Source organism: Enterobacter sp. Taxon_2, assembly GCF_058355295.1.
Window position 1 is genome coordinate 4,291,565 of sequence record NZ_CM178024.1, and the last position, 22,565, is coordinate 4,314,129.

A 22,565-nucleotide genomic window follows, 5' to 3' on the forward strand; every position below is an offset into this window, starting at 1 on the left:
TGATTCATGTAACAAACCATTTAAGATTTGCTATCTTATCTGCGTGCGGCCTAAATTTTTCAGGCGGCGCCCTTTCGAAAATAACGTTTAAAAACAGGCGCAGCCACGATTTCCCTGGTGTTGGCGCAGTATTCGCGCACCCCGGTTAATCCGGGGTCATTTTTTTCTGGCGTCAACCCAGGCTTTAAGCACCGCCACATCGTTTTGCCACTCTTGCTTCATCTCTTCAACCCAATCACCCACGTTATCTTCCCATGCAGGTAAATCAGGCGACTGAATCTGTTGACCCAACTGCTGCAGGTGGCGTAGGCCAACCGAACCGGCGGCACCTTTAATTTTATGTCCTTCTTCCACGATGCCCTTCTGGTCACGCGCCGTCAGGTTTGATTCCAGCACACTCAGATAGCCCGGCATCATTTTTTCGAACACCGCCAGACCATCGGTAATCAGTTTCGGGCCGACCAGATCGATGTACTGCTCCAGCATCGCGGTATCGAGTATCGTTTGGGCTTTTGCGCTATCAACAGACGTCATGGTGCTCTCCTCTTCATCACGGGTATCCCAGAACTTCTTAATCATGGCGGTCAGAGCAGGCACCGCCAGCGGCTTGCTGAGTACATCGTCCATACCGGCATCGAGATACTCTTTTTTATCTTTCAGCACGTTCGCCGTCAGGGCAACCAGCGGCGGCAGTTCGTCGGCCGCGTACTGACGCGTCAGCTCGCGCGAGATATCCAGCCCGGTCATATCCGGTAACTGAATATCCAGCAGAACAAGATCGTATTCGCCGGGTTTAAACATCTCCAGCGCGGCTTTGCCGGTCATCGCGACATCGACGCTGTTGCCCAGTTTTTCCAGCACGGAGCGCGCCACGATCACGTTCAGCTCAATGTCTTCCACCAGCAGGACGTGCAGCGCAGGCAGCGGCATATCGTCATTTTCAAAGGTATCTTCTACCTCTTCCGCCACCGCCGGCGCATGGACCGTCAGCGTGAAGGTTGACCCTTTGCCCGGCTGGCTGGCAACGGTGATATCGCCCCCCATGCTCTTCGCCAGTCGTTTAGAGACCGCCAGCCCAATGCCCGTTCCTGTCGCCGGTTTCCCGCCGTTGCTGTCCTTCACCTGGTAGTACATGGCGAAGATTTTGTCCTGCTCCTCCTGCGGAATACCCATCCCGGAGTCCTCTACCTCAAAGTGCAGCATGTCGCCTTCGTCAAAGCGGATGCGCACCGCAACCTGCCCCTTCTGGGTAAATTTCACCGCGTTGCTGATCAGGTTCCACAGGATCTGGCGCAAACGCGTGCCGTCAGTCACCACTTTATGCGGCAGCGGCAGGGTTGGCTCCATGACAAAACTTAGCCCCTTCTGCTGCGCCTGCAGGCCGGACAGGTTTTCCAGATCGGCAAGGAAGCTGGTGAAATCAACAGGCTGATTATCAAGCTGAACTTTACGGCGCTCCATCTTATCCATATCAATAATATCGTTGAAGATATTACCCAGCGTGACCGCCGAAACATGGATAGTCTTGAGGTATTTTTCCTGCTCTGCGGTCAGGTCGGTATCCAGCAGAATACGGCTCAGCCCGACAATGCCGTTAAGCGGCGTACGCAGCTCGTGGCTGATAGTAGAGATAAAGGTAGTCTTGTCGCGGCTGGCGCGCTCCAGGGCATCCTGATAGCGCTTACGCTCGGTGATATCGCGGCCAAAGCCCATCAGGCCATGGCGTTTCCCCACGCGGTCATAGTAGGGCACCTTACGGATCTCAAAGCAGGCTTTGCGTCCGTCCGGGTAATCCAGCCACTGTTCATAGGTCAGCGAGACGTTATGGCGGAATACCTTTTCATCCGTCTCCATGACCTTAGCCGCCGCCTCTTCAGAGTAAACGTCCTGCGGCTTCAGGTTAATCAGCTGCTTCTCGCTTTTCCCGGTGAGCAACTCCATCGCCCGGTTACAGCCGGAAAACTCTTTATCTTCATTACGGTAAAACACCAGATCCGGCGAAGCATCGAGGAACGACCGCAGAAAAGAGGATTGCTGCTCAAGCTGGATCTGCGTGACCTCGCGCTCTTTCATTTCGATTTTCAGCTGCTCCAGCGTGGCCTGGCGCTCGGCCTCCGCCTTCTCACGATCTGAAATCTCCTGGTTCAGCTGCGCAATATTGTCTTTAAGCTGGACGTTGAGCTTCAGGTCGCGCTCGCGCATCTCTTCCAGTTTATCGACCAGTTTAGACAAACGCTGACGGGACTCTTCCAGCTGTTCAACCACCACGGAAAGGAAATAGACCGCCCAGGGGGTAATAAGCAAGCCAAAGAAGATGGAGCGGATGACGTCGATACTCTCGACCTGACCATGCAGAACCATGGTGACGGCCATTTGCACGACAATGGCCAGAACGACCAGTGCCAGCGCAAGCAGCATAGAGAAACGCACCAGCCCAAGCTTCATCATCAGGTCGACGTAATACTGGGCAAGCATTCGAATTTGCTTCATAGAGGATCCCTTCACGACTTTATCGCTCAATAATACTCAAATTCAGGGCGAGGCGTTGAAGGTTGTGAGAAAAAGTGCGGGGTGAAACAGGAGATTAGCCTCGCTCCCGGTTAACCGGAAGCGAGGAGAGGTCAATCAGGAGCGTTTCAACAACAGCCAGAGGCTGATCAGGAGGAAACTGGCGCTTGGCAGCAGCGCACCAATTATCGGCGGAATGCCATAAACCAGCGTCAGCGGACCGAAGATCTGGTCGAGCACGTAGAACACAAAGCCGAAGCTGATACCGGTCACGACGCGCACGCCCATCGGCACGCTGCGTAACGGGCCGAAGATAAACGACAGCGCCATCAGCATCATCACCGCCACGGACATCGGCTGGAAGATCTTGCTCCACATGTTGAGCTGATAACGTCCCGCATCCTGCCCGCTCGACTTCAGGTATTTCACATAGTTGTGTAAACCGCTGATGGAGAGCGCGTCTGGATCCAGCGCCACGACCCCGAGCTTATCGGGCGTCAGGTTGGTCTTCCACGTCCCGGTTACCGTCTGAGAACCCGTAATCTGTTTCGGATCGGTCAGGTTGGATTCATCAACCTGGGACAACCGCCACTGCTTATGTTCGGCGTCAAATTTCGCCGAAGAGGCGTGGCGAACGGACTCCAGACGGCGCTGGTCATCGAAAGCGTAGATGCTCACCCCACCCAGTTCATCATTCCCCTTTACCCGCTCGATGTAGACGAAGTTTTTACCGTCTTTCGCCCATAAACCTTGTTGAGTAGAGAGCAGTGAGCCACCGTACATTGCCTGCGCACGGTAGTTACGCGCCATCTGTTCGCCCTGCGGCGCGACCCACTCGCCGATCGCCATGGTCAACAGCACCAGTGGGATCGCGGTTTTCATTACCGACAGCGCGACCTGCATGCGGGTAAAGCCTGAGGCCTGCATAACGACCAGCTCACTACGCTGTGCCAGCATTCCCAGCCCCAGCAGCGCCCCCAGCAGGGCCGCCATCGGGAAGAAGATCTGCACATCTTTCGGCACGCTGAGCAGGGTATACATCCCCGCGCCCATCGCGTCATAGCTCCCCTGCCCGGCTTTTTTCAGCTGATCGACAAATTTGATAATGCCGGAGAGCGACACCAGCATGAACAAGGTCATCATGATGGTGGTAAAAATGGTTTTACCGATATAGCGATCAAGAACGCCAAACGCCTGCATTAGATGGCTCCTTTACGCGAGAATCGGGCACGTATGCGGCGCACAGGCACCGTATCCCACAGGTTTAACCCTAGCGCCAGTAAGATGTACAGGCTGTTGACGAACCATGTCCAGACCATAGGGTCCAGCTTACCCTTCGCGCCGTTAGAACGAATCGAGGTTTGCAGCAGGAAATAGATCAGGTAAAGCAGCATCGCCGGCAGCATAGAGAGCACGCGTCCCTGGCGAGGGTTCACCACGCTCAGCGGAACGACAATCAGCGCCATCATAAACACGGTGAAGACGAGCGTAATACGCCAGTGGAACTCAGCGCGCGCTCTGTCGGTATCGGTATTCCAGAGGGTCCGCATGTCCATTTGCTCGGTATCCGTTGGATCGAGCGCCACCGCCTGATGGCCGATAATGGCCTGATAGTTCTGGAAATCCGTGATACGGAAGTCGCGCAGCATCGCGGTGCCTTCGAAACGGGTGCCTTTATTCAGCGTCACGATCTGAGAACCATCTTTGCGCTGAGCAAGCTGACCGGAATCTGCAACCACCACGGAAGGACGCGCGTTACCTTTGGGACGTAACTGCGCCAGGAAGACGTCGTTGAATTTACTGCCGTCAACGCTCTCAATAAACAGCACGGAGTTGCCGTCGGTCGCCTGCTGGAACTGCCCCTGGGCTAACGCCGCCATGCCGGGGTTGGCTTTCGCTTCGGCCAGCACTTCGTCCTGATGACGGGAAGACATGGGGCCCGCCCACATCACATTCACCGCGGCAACAATACCCGTGAACAGCGCCAGTATCATGGCCGCTTTCACCAGTACCGCTTTGCTCAGGCCACAGGCATGCATCACCGTGATTTCACTCTCGGTGTAGAGTTTCCCAAGCGTCATGAGCAGGCCAAGGAAAAGACTTAGCGGCAGGATGAGCTGCGCCATTTCCGGGATCCCTAAACCAAGCAGGGAAAGCACCAGATTTGTTGGAATTTCGCCGTCAACGGCCGCACCGAGGATCTTAACCAGCTTCTGACAGAAAAAAATCAGCAGCAGGATGAAGAGGATCGCCAGTTGGCTTTTGAGCGTCTCCCGCACCAGATATCTTATGATTATCACTTTAAATACGCCCGTAAAAACCCGTCTCTTTGCAGGAATTTCGCTTGTTTCATGGCTTAAACGTCATTTATTCTCTTGAGTCGTCGAAATCATCGCTAAGATTAAAACATCCAGCGGATTCACGCTTCAGGACTTTTTCTGACGTGTCGAAACCGTAGTAACGTAAGATTAACACGAAGTCACCACAACAGCGGACATGAGTTACGAAAGGTTTCAATTCTATCCGTAGCAGCCGCCGTTGTCTTTAAGATTCAGGAGCGTAGTGCATGGAGTTCAGTGTAAAAAGCGGTAGCCCGGAGAAACAGCGGAGTGCCTGCATCGTTGTGGGCGTCTTTGAACCACGCCGACTCTCCCCGATCGCCGAGCAACTCGATAAAATCAGTGACGGCTATATTAGCGCCCTGCTGCGCCGTGGCGAACTGGAAGGCAAACCTGGGCAGACGCTGTTACTGCACCATGTTCCGAACGTACTGTCAGAGCGTATTCTGCTGATTGGCTGCGGCAAAGAACGCGAGCTGGATGAACGTCAGTATAAGCAGGTGATTCAGAAAACAATCAATACGCTGAATGATACCGGCTCAATGGAAGCCGTCTGCTTCCTGACTGAATTGCACGTCAAAGGGCGTAATACCTACTGGAAAGTGCGTCAGGCGGTCGAAACGGCAAAAGAGAGCCTCTACAGCTTCGATCAGTTGAAGACCAATAAAAGCGAGCCACGTCGTCCGCTGCGTAAAATGGTCTTTAACGTGCCAACCCGTCGCGAACTGACCAGCGGCGAACGCGCGATCCAGCACGGTCTGGCGATCGCAGCCGGCATTAAAGCGGCCAAAGATCTCGGCAACATGCCGCCTAACATCTGTAACGCGGCGTACCTGGCCTCTCAGGCGCGTCAGCTGGCCGACGCCTACAGCAAAAACGTCATTACTCGCGTCATCGGCGAACAGCAGATGAAAGAGCTCGGGATGCACTCTTACCTGGCGGTCGGTAACGGATCGCAGAATGAATCCCTGATGTCCGTCATCGAGTACAAGGGCAACCCGGCCGAAGACGCGCGCCCTGTCGTGCTGGTCGGTAAAGGCCTGACCTTCGATTCCGGCGGTATCTCCATCAAGCCTGCCGAAGGCATGGACGAGATGAAATACGACATGTGCGGCGCGGCGGCGGTTTACGGCGTGATGCGCATGGTCGCTGAACTTCAGTTGCCGATTAACGTTATCGGCGTACTGGCGGGCTGCGAAAACATGCCTGGCGGGCGTGCTTATCGTCCGGGTGACGTGCTGACCACCATGTCCGGCCAGACCGTTGAAGTGCTGAACACCGACGCCGAAGGCCGTCTGGTGCTGTGTGACGTGCTGACCTATGTGGAACGCTTCGAGCCTGAAGCGGTGATTGACGTCGCCACCCTCACCGGTGCCTGCGTGATTGCGCTGGGCCACCACATCACCGGCCTGATGTCGAACCACAATCCGCTGGCGCACGAGCTTATCGGCGCCTCGGAACAGGCCGGTGACCGCGCATGGCGTCTGCCGTTGGGTGACGAATATCAGGAGCAGCTGGAGTCCAACTTTGCGGATATGGCAAACATCGGTGGACGTCCTGGCGGGGCGATCACCGCGGGCTGCTTCCTGGCACGCTTCACCCGCAAGTACAACTGGGCGCATCTGGATATCGCGGGCACCGCATGGCGCTCCGGCAAGGCCAAAGGTGCAACCGGTCGTCCAGTGGCGCTGCTGTCGCAGTTCCTGCTCAATCGTGCGGGTTTTAACGGCGACGAATGATGTAAAACGCCGGGTGGCGGCTTCGCCTTACCCGGCCTACAGCATCACTCAACCGTAGGCCGGGTAAGCGTAGCGCCACCCGGCTTTGCATTTAAATCCACGACAAGAAGCCCCATATATGAAGAATGCAACGTTCTACCTTCTGGACAACGACACCCATCAGGATGGCCTCAGCGCCGTCGAACAGCTGGTGTGTGAAATTGCCGCAGAACGTTGGCGCGCAGGTAAACGCGTTCTGATTGCCTGTGAAGATGAACAGCAGGCCATTCGCCTTGATGAGGCGCTGTGGGCGCGTCCGCCGGAGAGTTTTGTGCCGCATAACCTGTCGGGCGAAGGCCCGCGCGGTGGAGCACCGGTTGAAATTGCCTGGCCGCAAAAGCGCAACAGCAGCGCGCGCGATATTCTGATTAGCCTGCGGATAGATTTTGCAGATTTTGCCACCGCTTTCACAGAAGTGGTAGACTTTGTCCCTTACGAAGAATCTTTGAAACAACTGGCGCGCGAACGCTATAAAGCGTACCGCCTGGCTGGTTTTAACCTGAATACGGCAACCTGGAAATAATGGAAAAGACATATAACCCACGCGATATCGAACAGCCGCTTTACGAGCACTGGGAACAGCAGGGCTATTTCAAGCCTAACGGCGACGAAAGCAAAGAGTCCTTCTGCATCATGATCCCGCCGCCGAACGTCACCGGCAGTTTGCATATGGGTCATGCTTTCCAGCAGACCATCATGGATACCATGATCCGCTACCAGCGCATGCAGGGTAAAAACACCCTGTGGCAGGCGGGGACTGACCACGCGGGTATCGCGACCCAGATGGTGGTTGAGCGTAAAATTGCCGCTGAAGAAGGAAAAACCCGCCACGACTACGGTCGCGACGCGTTCATCGACAAAATCTGGCAGTGGAAAGCGGAATCCGGCGGCACGATTACCCGTCAGATGCGCCGTCTCGGCAACTCCGTGGACTGGGAGCGCGAGCGCTTCACCATGGATGAGGGCCTTTCCAACGCCGTGAAAGAAGTCTTCGTCCGCCTGTATAAAGAAGACCTGATTTACCGCGGCAAGCGCCTGGTAAACTGGGATCCAAAACTGCGTACCGCCATCTCTGACCTGGAAGTGGAAAACCGCGAGTCTAAAGGCTCCATGTGGCACATCCGCTATCCGCTGGCCGACGGTGCAAAAACCGCCGACGGTAAAGATTACCTGGTGGTCGCGACCACCCGTCCGGAAACCCTGCTGGGCGATACCGGAGTGGCCGTTAACCCGGAAGATCCACGTTATAAAGATCTGATCGGCAAATTCGTGGTGCTGCCGCTGGTAAACCGCCGTATTCCGATTGTGGGCGACGAACACGCCGACATGGAAAAAGGCACCGGCTGCGTAAAAATCACCCCTGCGCACGACTTCAACGACTATGAAGTCGGTCGTCGTCACGCCCTGCCGATGATCAACATCCTGACCTTTGACGGTGATATCCGTGAGAGCGCAGAAGTGTATGACACCAAAGGCGAAGAGTCTGACGTTTACTCCAGCGACATCCCGGCGGAGTTCCAGAAGCTGGAACGTTTTGCCGCGCGTAAAGCCATCGTGGCCGCCGTCGACGCACTCGGCCTGCTGGAAGAGATCAAACCTCACGATCTGACCGTGCCGTACGGCGACCGTGGCGGCGTGGTTATCGAGCCAATGCTGACCGACCAGTGGTACGTGCGTGCCGACGTGCTGGCGAAACCGGCTGTTGAAGCGGTTGAGAACGGCAGCATTCAGTTCGTGCCGAAACAGTACGAAAACATGTACTTCTCCTGGATGCGTGACATTCAGGACTGGTGTATCTCCCGTCAGCTGTGGTGGGGTCACCGTATCCCGGCGTGGTACGACAACGACGGCAACGTCTACGTTGGCCGCACCGAAGACGAAGTGCGTCAGGAAAACAACCTGAGCGCGGACGTTGCGCTGCGTCAGGACGAAGACGTGCTGGATACCTGGTTCTCCTCCGCGCTGTGGACCTTCTCCACCCTCGGCTGGCCAGAAAACACCGACGCGCTGCGTCAGTTCCACCCGACCAGCGTGATGGTGTCCGGCTTCGACATTATCTTCTTCTGGATTGCCCGCATGATCATGATGACCATGCACTTCATCAAAGACGAAGACGGCAAGCCGCAGGTTCCGTTCCATACCGTCTACATGACCGGTCTGATCCGCGACGACGAAGGCCAGAAGATGTCCAAGTCCAAGGGTAACGTGATTGACCCGCTGGACATGGTTGACGGTATCTCTCTGGAAGAGCTGCTGGAAAAACGTACCGGTAACATGATGCAGCCGCAGCTGGCGGAGAAAATCCGCAAGCGCACCGAGAAGCAGTTCCCGCACGGGATCGAGTCTCACGGTACCGACGCCCTGCGCTTCACCCTGGCGGCACTGGCCTCTACCGGCCGTGACATCAACTGGGACATGAAGCGTCTGGAAGGTTACCGTAACTTCTGTAACAAACTGTGGAACGCCAGCCGCTTCGTGCTGATGAACACCGAAGATCAGGATTGCGGCTTCAACGGCGGCGAAATGACCCTGTCTCTGGCGGACCGCTGGATCCTGGCGGAATTCAACCAGACGGTGAAAGCGTTCCGCGAGGCGCTGGACAGCTACCGCTTCGATATCGCGGCGGGCATCCTGTATGAATTCACCTGGAACCAGTTCTGCGACTGGTATCTGGAGCTGGCGAAGCCGGTGATGAACGGCGGTACTGAGGCGGAACTGCGCGGCACGCGCAACACGCTGATTACCGTTCTGGAAGGTCTGCTGCGCCTGGCGCATCCGGTCATTCCATTTATCACCGAAACCATCTGGCAGCGCGTGAAGGTGATTGCAGGCATCAACGCTGACACCATCATGCTGCAGCCGTTCCCGGAATTCGATGCGGCTAAGGTTGATGAAGCGGCGTCCGCGGATACCGAGTGGCTGAAACAGGCGATCGTGGCGGTGCGTAACATTCGTGCTGAAATGAACATCGCCCCGGGCAAACCGCTGGAACTGCTGCTGCGCGGCTGCAGCGAAGCGGCTGTTCGTCGCGTCACCGAGAACAACACCTTCCTCAAGACCATGGCGCGCCTGGAAAGCATCACCGTGCTGCCTGCGGATGACAAAGGTCCGGTTTCCGTGACCAAAATCATCGACGGCGCCGAGCTGCTGATCCCAATGGCAGGTCTGATCGACAAAGACGCTGAACTGGCTCGTCTGGCGAAAGAAGTGGCGAAAGTCGACGTGGAAATTGGCAAAATCGAAGACAAGCTGGCGAACGAAGGCTTTGTCGCCCGCGCGCCGGAAGCGGTCATCGCGAAAGAGCGTGAGCGTCTGGTTGCCTTCGCCGATGCGAAGACCAAGCTGATTGAGCAGCAGGCGGTTATCGCCGCGCTGTAATGCTTTTACCCCTTACGCTTCAGGGCGTAAGGGGTAACCTTCCTGAAAACTCCTCGCTTGCACTCCCCCTTCTGCGGTGCTATTAACAGCAGTTATGTGTCAATTTTTGTAATGAGTAATGCTATGAGCGTGATTACCCCCGTCGCGACGACGATGCGTCGGATCACTGAGCAGGATAATCCGGCTATCGCCGCCGTTATCCGCACCGTTTCTGCCGAATATGGCCTGACGGCTGACAAAGGCTACACGGTTGCGGACCCGAACCTGGACGCGCTTTTCCAGCTCTACAGCCAGCCAGGGCATGCCTACTGGGTAATCGAGCAGAATGGCCAGGTGGTGGGCGGTGGCGGCGTGGCGCCCCTGAGCTGCAGCGAGCCGGAAATCTGCGAACTGCAGAAAATGTATTTCCTGCCAGCGGCGCGCGGACAAGGACTGGCAAAAAAGCTGGCGCTGATGGCGCTGGACCACGCGCGCAAGCAGGGCTTTACCCGCTGCTACCTGGAAACGACCGCCTTCCTCAAAGAGGCCATCGGCCTGTATGAACATCTGGGCTTTGAGCATATCGATGCGCCGCTGGGCTGTACCGGCCATGTTGATTGCGAAGTCAGGATGCTGAAAAGTCTGTAAATATCTTTGCTGCCCCCTTCTGTTAAGCGGCGCTGAACTGAATACTCTACACTCTCAGTTCACACCACAACGGGGGAAACACGATGTCAAAGATAAAAAGCTACGCCGCACCGCAGGCGGGTGCAGAACTTGAGCTGTACGAGTACGACGCGGGCGAACTAAAAGCAGAAGACGTCGAAGTACAGGTTGATTACTGCGGGATCTGCCACTCGGATCTCTCGATGATCGACAACGAATGGGGCTTTTCAAGCTATCCACTGATTGCCGGGCACGAGGTCATTGGCCGCGTCGTGGCGCTCGGTAGCGCCGCGCAGGACAAAGGGCTGAAAGTGGGCCAGCGCGTAGGCATTGGCTGGACGGCACGCAGCTGTGGCCACTGCGATGCCTGTATCAGCGGTAATCAGATCAACTGCCTCGAAGGCGCCGTTCCCACCATTCTGAACAAAGGCGGTTTCGCCGACAAGCTGCGCGCCGACTGGCAATGGGTCATCCCGCTGCCGGACAGCATTGATATCGAATCCGCCGGTCCGCTGCTGTGCGGCGGTATCACCGTCTTCAAACCCCTGCTGATGCACCATATCACCGCCACCAGCCGCGTGGGTGTCATCGGTATTGGTGGCCTTGGGCATATCGCCATCAAGCTGCTGCACGCGATGGGCTGTGAAGTCACGGCGTTCAGCTCGAACCCGGCGAAAGAGAAAGAAGTGCTGGCGATGGGTGCGGATAAAGTCGTGAACAGCCGCGATCCTGAAGCACTGAACGCGCTGGCGGGTCAGTTTGACCTGATCATCAACACCGTTAACGTCGATCTCAACTGGCAGCCGTACTTTGAAGCGTTGGCCTACGGCGGTAACTTCCACACCGTGGGTGCGGTGATGAAGCCGCTGCCGGTTCCGGCGTTTACCCTGATCGGCGGGGATCGCAGCATATCCGGTTCTGCAACCGGTACGCCGTACGAGTTGCGCAAACTGATGAAATTCGCCGGACGCACCAAAGTGGCGCCGACCACCGAACTCTATCCGATGTCGAAAATCAACGAAGCGATCCAGCACGTGCGCGACGGCAAAGCCCGTTACCGCGTGGTGTTGAAAGCGGATTTCTGATGTGAGTTTGCCGGGTGGCGGCTTCGCCTTACCCGGCCTACTTTCACTGCTGCGCCAATACGTTAAATACTTCCGCTACCGCGACCGCTCCCGGATCCATCACCCCATCCAGGTTCTCTTTATTGACATACGACGAGCGTCCCGCGCCGGCTTTCGCCATTTTCGACGTTGCTTCTGCGCCCTGCAGCGCGGCCTGCGCTGCCGCCTGAATATTGCCTTTCTGTAACGCCTCCAGCGCTGGTTGCAGCGCATCGATCAGCGTGCGATCGCCAAGATCCGCTCCGCCGTACTGCTTCATCTGCGCCAGTCCGCTCAACAGCGCATCCGGCAGGGCGTGTCCGTCATGCAGCTTTTGCCCGGCCGCCGTAAAGAAGATCGACATCAATACGCCGCTCGATCCGCCCATCACCGTTGCCAGCCGCTCGCCAACCAGCAGCAGCAGCTTAGGCACGTCATTAAGCGGGAGCGTGTTCTGCTCCAGGCGCTGCGCAATATCCCGCGCCCCTTGCGCAAAGGTGGAGCCGGTATCACCGTCGCCCACTTTGGCATCCAGCGCGTTCAGGCGGTTTTCCAGCTGGAGCAGCGTGCTGGTCACCGAGGCGACATATTCGCCCACCTGCAGATTGTCCGACGGGGTATATTCCACGCGATCGTGAATAGCGCTATGCGCCACGGTGCGCAGCGGCGCAAACGCCACGGGCTTCTGCCAGCCCAGCGTTTCAACCTCGGCGTGAATCGCCTTTTCGAAGAAATCGTTGAGCTTCAGCAGCGTGAGCGAAAAGCCCTTCATGTCCAGCGCGCTCACCAGCGGCGCGGGGCCTATCAGATACGCGATCTCCTCTTTCAGCGCCGAATGCGCCAGCTCTTTGGTCAGCAGCGCCATCTCCAGCGCCGATACGCCGCCAAGATTGTTAATCAATACCGCAAAGCGCCCCTCTCCCGCCTGCGCGCGTAGCGGCGTCACCAGCGTGTCGATAATCGCTTTGCTGTTCTGGGTATCTACGACGGAAGCGCCGGGCTCGCCGTGAATGCCCAGACCCAGCTCGACGTGGCCTTGCTTAATGCGCCCCTCTTCATCGTCGCTGCCCGGCAGGTTGCAGGTTTGCATCGCCACGCCCAGGCTCCAGAGGTTGTCGCAGGCCTGTTGCGCAATCTCCCGTACCTCGCTCAACGATTTCCCCTGCTCCGCCGCATAGCCCGCAATCTTATGCACCAGCGCCGTACCGGCAATACCGCGCGGCTGCTTGTTGTCCGGCAGCGCGATATCGTCTGCCACGATCACCATCTCCACCTTAAGACCGTAGCGTTTGGCCTTTTCTGCCGCCAGACCAAAGTTCAGGCGGTCGCCGGTGTAGTTTTTGACGATCAGCAAACAGCCGCGATCGCCCGTGACCGCCACAATGGCATTCAGCACTGCATCCACGCTCGGCGAGGCAAACAGATCGCCACATACCGCCGCCGTCAGCATCCCTTTGCCGACAAACCCGGCGTGTGCGGGTTCGTGGCCTGAGCCGCCGCCGGAGATCACCGCCACGCGGCTTTTGTCCCAGTCGCCGCGTGCGACGATCCTGATGGCCGGATCGATATCAAGCTTGACGAGATTGGCATGTGGCGCAGAAAGCAGTATGCCTTCAATGGCATCGTTGACCAGCTGTTTGCGATCGTTAAAGAAGAATCTGGACATAGTTTCCCACTATTTTGTGAACCGTATGCAAAAGCATAGTCCGCGCTGGATAATGCGCCGCAAAGTCAGGAATTTACTCAACCAAATTGCTATCAGGTTGCCTATACTCCACCCAGGACTAAGAGAGGAAGCGCATCATGAGTACACCATTGTTAATTGCCCGGACGCTGGAAAAAGAGCTGTATTTACTGCCCGCGATGGCGAACCGCCACGGTTTGATCACCGGCGCGACCGGGACGGGGAAAACCGTCACCCTGCAAAAGCTGGCGGAGTCGCTTTCGGAGATTGGCGTACCGGTCTTTATGGCTGACGTGAAAGGCGATTTAACCGGTGTCGCTCAGGAAGGGACGGCCTCTGAAAAACTGCTCGAACGGCTAAAGAATATTGGCATCACGGACTGGACGCCGCATAACAATCCGGTAGTGGTATGGGATATCTTTGGTGAGAAAGGCCATCCGGTGCGCGCCACCGTCTCCGATCTCGGCCCGCTGCTGCTGGCCCGTCTGCTTAACCTCAATGACGTGCAGTCCGGCGTGCTGAATATTATCTTCCGCATTGCCGACGATCAGGGGCTGCTGCTGCTTGATTTTAAAGATCTGCGCGCCATTACGCAGTACATCGGCGATAACGCCAAATCCTTCCAGAATCAGTACGGCAACATCAGCAGCGCCTCGGTGGGCGCCATTCAGCGTGGGCTACTGACCCTGGAGCAACAGGGTGCCGAACACTTCTTTGGCGAGCCAATGCTGGATATCAAAGACTGGATGCGCACCGACAGCAGCGGCAAAGGCATCATCAACATTCTGAGTTCGGAAAAACTGTACCAGATGCCAAAGCTCTACGCCGCCAGCCTGCTGTGGATGCTCTCCGAACTGTATGAACAGCTACCGGAAGCGGGCGATCTGGAAAAACCGAAGCTGGTGTTCTTCTTTGACGAAGCACATCTGCTGTTTAACGATGCGCCGCAGGTATTGCTGGATAAAATTGAACAGGTCATTCGCCTGATCCGCTCCAAAGGGGTCGGCGTCTGGTTTGTCTCGCAAAACCCGTCGGATATCCCCGATAACGTGCTCGGTCAGCTCGGCAACCGCGTGCAGCACGCCCTGCGCGCCTTTACGCCGAAGGATCAGAAAGCGGTGAAAGCCGCCGCGCAAACCATGCGCGCCAATCCTGCCTTTGATACTGAAGCGGCGATTCAGGCGTTAGGCACTGGTGAAGCGCTGATCTCTTTCCTGGATGCGAAGGGCAGCCCGTCCGTGGTGGAACGCGCCATGGTGATTGCCCCCTGCTCGCGCATGGGGCCGGTGACCGACGATGAACGTAACGGCCTGATTAACCACTCTCCGGTTTACGGGAAGTACGAAGACGAGGTGGATCGCGAGTCCGCTTTTGAGATGCTGCAAAAAGGGGTACAGGCGACCACCGAATCGCAGGATGCGCCCTCCGCTAAAGGACAGTCTGTCGCCGTGGATGACGGTATTCTCGGGGGGCTCAAAGACATCCTGTTCGGCAGCACCGGGCCGCGTGGCGGCAAGCGCGACGGCGTGGTACAGACCATGGCGAAAAGCGCGGCGCGACAGGTCACCAATCAGATCGTGCGCGGCATGCTGGGGAGTCTGTTAGGCGGCCGTCGCCGGTAGACGGGGAACCCACGGGCGGCCCAGCGCCGAACCCTGTACACCGTTCTCCTGCAGATAGCGGTCGATTTCCACCATCCCCGTCCAGCGGTTCTCACACCATAGCGGTGCCAGAAGCGTTGGACGGCGGGCGCTGGCCGAAATACGGTGGTAGACAATTTCCGGCGGCGTGTGGCGAATCATCTCCCCCGCCGTCACCGAATAGTCCTCAAGCGCAATACCGTTTAACCGCCCCGCTTCCCAGGCTTTCGCCATAATGCTTCCCGTAACAATATGCAGCGGGTGCAGCTTGATGCCGTCCACGCCGGTCTCAACTACCCTCTCCAGCGTTTCAAGGCCATGCTGTTGACCTTCGCCGGGCAGACCGACAATCAGATGCGAACAGACCTTCAGCCCGCGCTCACGGGCCAGGCGCGTGGTGCGCTGGTAGCAGGCGAAATCATGGCCACGGTTAATGCGGTGCAGGGTTTTGTCGTGCGCGGTTTGCAGGCCCAGCTCCAGCCAGATCTCGTAGCCTTGTTCTTTATACTCGCTGAGCAGGTCCAGCACCGCGTCCGGCACGCAGTCCGGGCGCGTGCCCACGCACAGCCCAACGATGTTAGCCTGGCTGACGGCCTGCTGATACATAGAGCGCAGCACCTGCACCTCCGCCCACGTGCTGGTGTAGGCCTGGAAATAGGCCAGATACTGCTTCGCGCGATTCACCAGGCTGGCCTGATGGGCAAGCTGCTCCGCGATAGATTTATGCTGCTGGGCTTCGTCAGCAAAGGACGCAACGTTACAGAAGGTGCAGCCGCCGCGCCCGATGGTGCCATCACGATTCGGGCAGCTAAACCCGCCGTGCAGCGTCAGCTTGTGAACCTTTTGCCCGTACCGCTGCAAAAGATCCCCACCAAACATATTGACTAATTTCTGTAACTGCATAATCTGATAGACCGTCCCGGAGAAAGGGGACAAGCCTGCCACTTTTAGCCTCTGTCGGCGATGACCTGGATCAATCGCCCTGGACGGCCTTTATCTATATGAATAAATACTCAAGATTACTGCAATTTCATTCACGCCATTCGTGATTACTTTTCCTTATGTTCTGATTGTTTTTTTCATTTATAGCGCCGCCACTGAAAAACAGTGACTTTATGCGGGTTTGAAGACAATGCCAGATTATTATTCTGCTATAAAACTGCTATTCAGCACGCTACATTGATAATACCGCTTACATATAGTGAGTCAGATCACACTCCGCTGCGTCCGGTCAGGGCATACAATCAATGTAAAAATAGTTAAATAGCCTTTAATTACAATGATATAAACTCTCTTTAGCACATTTTTGTATAAATAAGATTGCCATTTGACCTGTGTACCAATTCCCGATAAGTTGGAAATCCGCTGGAAGCTTTCTGGATGAGCGGCCTGCTCATCATATTTATGCAGTAATTGAGATTCCCTCTGAAGCAAGTCCTCAAACTTGTTTACCTGCGCGAAAGGATGAAAAAGAGGGCGAATGCGAGGTCCGCGTATGAAACGCAAACCCCGTCGCCATGCTCTTTCTGTGCCTGTGCGCCACGGTAAAGTTCAGTGGGAAGCCCGACGAGCCTGGGGAGGTTCACTGATATGTTGTACGATAAATCCCTTGAGAAGGATAACTGTGGTTTCGGCCTGATCGCCCACATAGAAGGCGAACCTAGCCACAAGGTAGTGCGTACCGCTATTCACGCACTGGCCCGTATGCAGCACCGTGGCGCCATCCTTGCCGATGGTAAAACCGGCGACGGTTGCGGCCTGCTGCTGCAAAAACCGGATCGTTTCTTCCGCATCGTGGCGGAAGAGCGCGGCTGGCGTTTAGCCAAAAACTACGCTGTCGGCATGCTGTTCCTGAATCAGGATCCTGAAAAGGCTGCCGCCTCACGCCGCATCGTCGAAGAAGAACTTCAGCGTGAAACCCTGTCGATTGTCGGCTGGCGCAATGTGCCAACCAACGAAGGGGTACTCGGTGAAATCGCCCTCTCCTCGCTGCCTCGTATTGAACAGATTTTCGTCAACGCACCTGCGGGCTGGCGTCCGCGTGATATGGAACGCCGTCTGTTTATTGCCCGCCGCCGTATTGAAAAACGTCTCCAGGACGATAAAGAGTTCTACGTCTGTAGCCTCTCTAACCTGGTGAACATCTATAAAGGTCTGTGTATGCCGGCTGACCTGCCGCGCTTCTACCTGGACCTGGCGGACCTGCGTCTGGAATCGGCCATTTGCCTGTTCCACCAGCGCTTCTCCACCAACACCGTTCCACGCTGGCCGCTGGCTCAGCCGTTCCGCTACCTGGCGCACAACGGCGAGATCAACACCATCACCGGTAACCGCCAGTGGGCCCGCGCCCGTACCTATAAATTCCAGACGCCACTGATCCCCGATCTGCACGATGCCGCACCGTTCGTGAACGAAACCGGCTCTGACTCCAGCTCGATGGATAACATGCTGGAACTGCTGCTGGCGGGCGGGATGGATATCGTGCGCGCCATGCGTCTGCTCGTGCCACCGGCCTGGCAGAACAACCCGGATATGGACCCTGAGCTGCGCGCGTTCTTCGACTTTAACTCCATGCACATGGAGCCGTGGGACGGCCCGGCGGGCATCGTGATGTCCGACGGCCGTTTTGCCGCCTGTAACCTGGACCGTAACGGTCTGCGTCCGGCACGCTACGTCATCACCAAAGACAAGCTTATCACCTGCGCCTCTGAAGTCGGGATCTGGGATTACCAGCCTGACGAAGTGGTCGAGAAAGGCCGCGTCGGTCCGGGCGAGCTGATGGTAATCGACACCCGCGGTGGGCGCATCCTGCACTCCGCCGAAACCGACAACGATCTGAAAAGCCGCCATCCGTACAAAGAGTGGATGGAGAAGAACGTGCGTCGTCTGGTGCCGTTCGAAGATCTGTCGGACGAAGAAGTGGGCAGCCGCGAACTGGACGACGATACCCTCGCAAGCTATCAGAAGCAGTTTAACTACAGCGCGGAAGAGCTGGACTCCGTCATCCGCGTGCTCGGTGAGAACGGTCAGGAAGCGGTCGGCTCGATGGGTGACGATACCCCGTTTGCCGTGCTCTCCAGCCAGCCGCGCATCATTTACGATTACTTCCGTCAGCAGTTCGCGCAGGTCACCAACCCGCCGATCGATCCGCTGCGTGAAGCACACGTGATGTCGCTGGCCACCAGCATCGGTCGCGAGATGAACGTCTTCTGCGAGGCCGAAGGCCAAGCACACCGTCTGACCTTTAAATCGCCGATCCTGCTGTACTCCGATTTCAAACAGCTCACCACCATGAAAGAGGAGCACTACCGCGCTGACACGCTCGACATTACCTTCGACGTGAACGAAGCGAGCCTCGAAGAGACGGTGAATGCGCTGTGCGACAAAGCCGAGCAGATGGTGCGTAACGGTACCGTTCTGCTGGTGCTGTCTGACCGCAACATCGCGAAAAACCGTCTGCCGGTACCTGCCCCGATGGCGGTTGGCGCTATCCAGACGCGTCTGGTCGATAAGAGCCTGCGCTGCGACGCCAACATCATTGTTGAAACCGCCAGCGCCCGCGACCCGCACCACTTTGCCGTGCTGTTGGGCTTTGGCGCGACGGCGATCTACCCGTACCTGGCCTACGAAACGCTGGCCCGTCTGGTGGATACCCGCGCGATCGACAAAGATTACCGCGCGGTGATGCTGAACTACCGTAACGGCATCAACAAAGGTCTGTACAAGATCATGTCCAAAATGGGCATCTCGACCATTGCCTCCTACCGCTGCTCGAAGCTGTTTGAAGCGGTCGGCCTGCATGACGAGGTCGCCAACCTCTGCTTCCAGGGCGTGGTCAGCCGCATCGGCGGCGCCGGTTTTGCTGACTTCCAGCAGGATCTGGTGAACCTGTCCAAACGCGCCTGGCTGGCACGTAAGCCGCTGGATCAGGGCGGTCTGCTGAAATACGTTCACGGCGGCGAATACCACGCCTACAACCCGGACGTGGTGCGCACGCTGCAGCAGGCGGTTCAGAGCGGCGAATACCGTGATTATCAGCAGTACGCTGAGCTGGTGAACAACCGTCCGGCGGCAACGCTGCGCGACCTCATTGCCCTGAATCCGGGTGATGAAGCGGTCAGCATTGACGACGTTGAACCGGCATCCGAACTGTTCAAACGCTTCGACACCGCGGCGATGTCCATCGGCGCGCTGAGCCCGGAAGCCCACGAAGCGCTGGCGGAAGCCATGAACAGTATCGGCGGCAACTCTAACTCCGGCGAAGGCGGTGAAGATCCGGCCCGTTACGGCACCAACAAGGTGTCCCGTATCAAGCAGGTGGCATCCGGTCGCTTTGGCGTAACGCCAGCGTACCTGGTCAACGCCGACGTGATTCAGATTAAAGTCGCTCAGGGTGCGAAACCGGGCGAAGGCGGCCAGCTGCCGGGTGATAAAGTTACCCCGTACATCGCCAAACTGCGCTACTCGGTACCGGGCGTGACGCTGATCTCCCCGCCGCCGCACCACGATATCTACTCTATCGAGGACTTAGCGCAGCTGATTTTCGACCTGAAGCAGGTCAACCCGAAGGCGATGATCTCCGTGAAGCTGGTTTCCGAACCGGGCGTCGGCACCATCGCCACCGGCGTGGCGAAAGCCTATGCGGACCTCATCACCATCGCCGGCTACGACGGCGGTACCGGTGCAAGCCCGCTCTCCTCCGTGAAATATGCGGGCTGTCCGTGGGAGCTTGGCCTGGTGGAAACCCAGCAGGCGCTGGTGGCTAACGGTCTGCGTCACAAGATCCGCCTGCAGGTGGACGGTGGCCTGAAAACCGGCCTCGACATCATCAAGGCGGCGATCCTCGGTGCGGAAAGCTTCGGCTTCGGTACCGGCCCAATGGTTGCGCTTGGCTGTAAATACCTGCGTATTTGCCACCTGAACAACTGCGCAACCGGCGTGGCAACCCAGGACGAGAAGCTGCGTAAGAATCACTATCACGGTCTGCCGTTCAAAGTAACCAACTACTTTGACTTCATCGCCCGCGAAACCCGCGAGCTGATGGCGCAGTTGGGCGTTAAACGTCTGGTGGATCTGATTGGTCGTACCGACCTGCTGAAAGAGCTGGAAGGCTTCACGGCGAAGCAGCAGAAGCTGGAGCTGTCTAAGCTGCTGGAAACCGCGCAGCCGCACCCGGGCAAAGCGGTCTACTGCACCGAGAACAACCCGCCGTTCGATAACGGCGTGCTGAACGCGCAGCTGCTGCAGCAGGCGAAGCCGTACGTGGACGACAAGCAGAGCAAAACGTTCTGGTTTGATATCCGCAACACCGACCGCTCCGTGGGCGCCTCCCTTTCCGGTTATATCGCGCAAACGCACGGTGACCAGGGGCTGGCGGCCGATCCGATTACCGCGCACTTCAGCGGTACCGCGGGTCAGAGCTTCGGCGTGTGGAACGCAGGCGGCGTTGAGCTTTACCTGACCGGCGATGCCAACGACTACGTCGGCAAAGGCATGGCGGGCGGTCTGCTGGCGGTGCGTCCTCCGGTTGGCTCAGCCTTCCGCAGCCATGAAGCCAGCATCATCGGTAACACCTGCCTGTACGGCGCGACCGGCGGTCGCCTGTTCGCAGCAGGCCGTGCGGGCGAGCGTTTTGCGGTGCGTAACTCCGGTGCCATCACCGTGGTGGAAGGCATTGGCGATAACGGTTGTGAATACATGACGGGCGGGATTGTTTGCGTTCTGGGTAAAACCGGCGTGAACTTTGGCGCGGGCATGACGGGTGGTTTTGCCTACGTCCTGGATGAAGACGGTGAATTCCGCAAACGCGTGAACCCGGAGCTGGTGGAAGTGCTGGACGTTGATACGCTGGCTATCCACGAAGAACATCTGCGCGGTTTGATCACCGAACACGTGCAGCATACCGGTTCTTCGCGCGGCGAAGAGATCCTGGCGAACTGGCCAGCGTTCTCTGCGAAATTCGCGCTGGTTAAGCCGAAGTCCAGCGATGTTAAAGCCCTGTTGGGTCACCGTAGTCGTAGCGCAGCAGAGCTGCGCGTGCAGGCGCAGTAAGGAATTCAGATGAGCCAGAACGTATACCAGTTTATCGACCTGCAGCGTGTTGATCCGCCAAAGAAACCGCTGAAGATCCGCAAAATTGAATTTGTTGAAATCTACGAGCCGTTTTCAGAGGGCCAGGCCAAAGCGCAGGCAGACCGCTGCCTGTCCTGCGGTAACCCTTACTGCGAATGGAAATGCCCAGTACATAACTACATCCCGAACTGGCTGAAGCTCGCCAACGAAGGACGTATTTTTGAAGCCGCCGAGCTGTCTCACCAGACCAACACCCTGCCGGAAGTGTGCGGCCGCGTGTGTCCTCAGGACCGTCTGTGCGAAGGCTCCTGTACGCTGAACGACGAGTTCGGCGCGGTGACCATCGGCAACATTGAGCGCTATATCAACGATAAAGCGTTCGAGATGGGCTGGCGTCCGGACATGACCGGCGTGAAGCAAACCGACAAGCGCGTGGCGATCATCGGCGCGGGCCCGGCGGGCCTGGCCTGTGCGGACGTGCTGACCCGCAACGGCGTGAAGGCGGTGGTCTTTGACCGTCATCCGGAGATCGGCGGCCTGCTGACCTTCGGTATCCCGGCCTTCAAGCTGGAAAAAGAGGTCATGACCCGTCGCCGTGAAATCTTCACCGGCATGGGCATTGAGTTCAAACTGAACGTGGAAGTGGGCCGCGACGTGCAGCTCGACGACCTGCTGAAGGATTACGACGCCGTGTTCCTGGGCGTGGGCACCTATCAGTCCATGCGCGGCGGTCTGGAGAACGAAGACGCGCCGGGCGTGTACGACGCGCTGCCGTTCCTGATTGCCAACACCAAGCAGATCATGGGCTACGGCGAAACCGCCGATGAGCCTTTCGTCAGCATGGAAGGCAAACGCGTGGTGGTGCTGGGCGGCGGTGATACCGCGATGGACTGCGTGCGTACCTCCATTCGTCAGAATGCGGCACACGTGATCTGCGCCTACCGTCGTGACGAAGAGAACATGCCGGGCTCTAAGCGCGAAGTGAAAAACGCGCGTGAAGAGGGCGTGGAGTTCCAGTTCAACATACAGCCTCTGGGTATTGAAGTGAATGCCAACGGTAAAGTGAGCGGCGTGAAGATGGCGCGCACGGAGATGGGGGCACCGGATGCGAAAGGCCGTCGTCGTGCGGAAATCGTCGCCGGTTCTGAACACGTGATCCCGGCCGATGCCGTGGTGATGGCGTTCGGTTTCCGTCCTCACAGCATGGAGTGGCTGGCGAAGCACAGCGTTGAGCTGGATTCGCAGGGCCGCGTGATTGCGCCAGAAGGCAGCGATAACGCGTTCCAGACCAGCAACCCGAAAATCTTCGCCGGTGGCGATATCGTTCGCGGTTCTGACCTGGTGGTGACGGCGATTGCCGAAGGCCGCAAGGCGGCTGACGGTATACTGAACTACCTGGAAGTGTAAAAACAACAGGC

Annotated in this window: 13 protein-coding genes; 8 read left to right on the plus strand and 5 right to left on the minus strand. The window is 57.4% G+C overall.

Annotation, left to right across the window (positions count from 1 at the left end; translation table 11 throughout):
• Positions 1-156: 156 nt before the first annotated feature.
• The 3 genes from arcB to lptF all read right to left on the minus strand — a co-directional run bounded on the left by arcB (position 157) and on the right by lptF (position 4,808).
• Complete coding sequence (gene arcB / locus AC4IC4_RS20425) at positions 157-2,490, minus strand: aerobic respiration two-component sensor histidine kinase ArcB (RefSeq protein ID WP_024906347.1); 2,334 nt, start codon at positions 2,488-2,490, stop codon at positions 157-159.
• Positions 2,491-2,625: 135 nt separating this feature from the next.
• Positions 2,626-3,708, minus strand: coding sequence for an LPS export ABC transporter permease LptG (gene lptG, locus AC4IC4_RS20430; protein WP_024906346.1), 1,083 nt, complete (start codon positions 3,706-3,708; stop codon positions 2,626-2,628).
• A complete protein-coding gene (gene lptF, locus AC4IC4_RS20435; protein WP_024906345.1) occupies positions 3,708-4,808 on the minus strand; it encodes an LPS export ABC transporter permease LptF in 1,101 nt (366 codons plus the stop codon). The genes lptG and lptF overlap by 1 nt, the downstream gene beginning before the upstream one ends.
• 266 nt (positions 4,809-5,074) lie before the next feature.
• Between lptF and pepA the strand changes: the two genes are divergently transcribed.
• From pepA to ahr, 5 genes are all read left to right on the plus strand, one after another.
• Positions 5,075-6,586: a leucyl aminopeptidase gene (pepA, locus tag AC4IC4_RS20440; RefSeq protein ID WP_024906344.1), complete on the plus strand. Its 1,512-nt coding sequence runs from the start codon at positions 5,075-5,077 to the stop codon at positions 6,584-6,586.
• Between the two features lie 118 nt (positions 6,587-6,704).
• Entirely contained in the window at positions 6,705-7,148 is a 444-nt protein-coding gene (gene holC / locus AC4IC4_RS20445) for a DNA polymerase III subunit chi (RefSeq protein WP_008502815.1), read from the plus strand.
• Positions 7,148-10,003 carry a valine--tRNA ligase gene (locus tag AC4IC4_RS20450; RefSeq protein WP_491471805.1) on the plus strand — a complete coding sequence of 952 codons (2,856 nt, stop codon included), beginning with the start codon at positions 7,148-7,150 and terminating at the stop codon, positions 10,001-10,003. The genes holC and AC4IC4_RS20450 overlap by 1 nt, the downstream gene beginning before the upstream one ends.
• Positions 10,004-10,126: 123 nt before the next feature.
• A complete protein-coding gene (locus tag AC4IC4_RS20455; RefSeq protein WP_491471806.1) occupies positions 10,127-10,630 on the plus strand; it encodes a GNAT family N-acetyltransferase in 504 nt (167 codons plus the stop codon).
• Between the two features lie 83 nt (positions 10,631-10,713).
• Positions 10,714-11,733 (plus strand): NADPH-dependent aldehyde reductase Ahr, encoded by a 1,020-nt coding sequence (gene ahr, locus AC4IC4_RS20460; protein WP_248165492.1) that lies wholly within the window; start codon positions 10,714-10,716, stop codon positions 11,731-11,733.
• A 43-nt stretch (positions 11,734-11,776) separates the two neighbouring features.
• Here ahr and AC4IC4_RS20465 read toward each other — a convergent pair whose 3' ends face one another.
• Complete coding sequence (locus tag AC4IC4_RS20465) at positions 11,777-13,417, minus strand: dihydroxyacetone kinase subunit DhaK (RefSeq protein WP_491471807.1); 1,641 nt, start codon at positions 13,415-13,417, stop codon at positions 11,777-11,779.
• Between the two features lie 137 nt (positions 13,418-13,554).
• Here AC4IC4_RS20465 and AC4IC4_RS20470 point away from each other — a divergent pair, with 137 nt between their 5' ends.
• Positions 13,555-15,057, plus strand: coding sequence for a helicase HerA-like C-terminal domain-containing protein (locus tag AC4IC4_RS20470; protein WP_259386962.1), 1,503 nt, complete (start codon positions 13,555-13,557; stop codon positions 15,055-15,057).
• Here the strand turns inward: AC4IC4_RS20470 and mnmL are convergent.
• Entirely contained in the window at positions 15,037-15,978 is a 942-nt protein-coding gene (mnmL, locus tag AC4IC4_RS20475) for a tRNA modification radical SAM protein MnmL/YtqA (RefSeq protein ID WP_267217576.1), read from the minus strand. The two genes, AC4IC4_RS20470 and mnmL, sit on opposite strands and share 21 nt — an antisense overlap.
• 687 nt (positions 15,979-16,665) lie before the next feature.
• Here mnmL and gltB point away from each other — a divergent pair.
• Together gltB and gltD are read left to right on the plus strand one after the other, a co-directional pair.
• Positions 16,666-21,126 carry a glutamate synthase large subunit gene (gene gltB, locus AC4IC4_RS20480; RefSeq protein WP_032650412.1) on the plus strand — a complete coding sequence of 1,487 codons (4,461 nt, stop codon included), beginning with the start codon at positions 16,666-16,668 and terminating at the stop codon, positions 21,124-21,126.
• A 9-nt stretch (positions 21,127-21,135) separates the two neighbouring features.
• Positions 21,136-22,554 (plus strand): glutamate synthase subunit GltD, encoded by a 1,419-nt coding sequence (gene gltD, locus AC4IC4_RS20485; protein WP_023309377.1) that lies wholly within the window; start codon positions 21,136-21,138, stop codon positions 22,552-22,554.
• Positions 22,555-22,565: the final 11 nt, after the last annotated feature.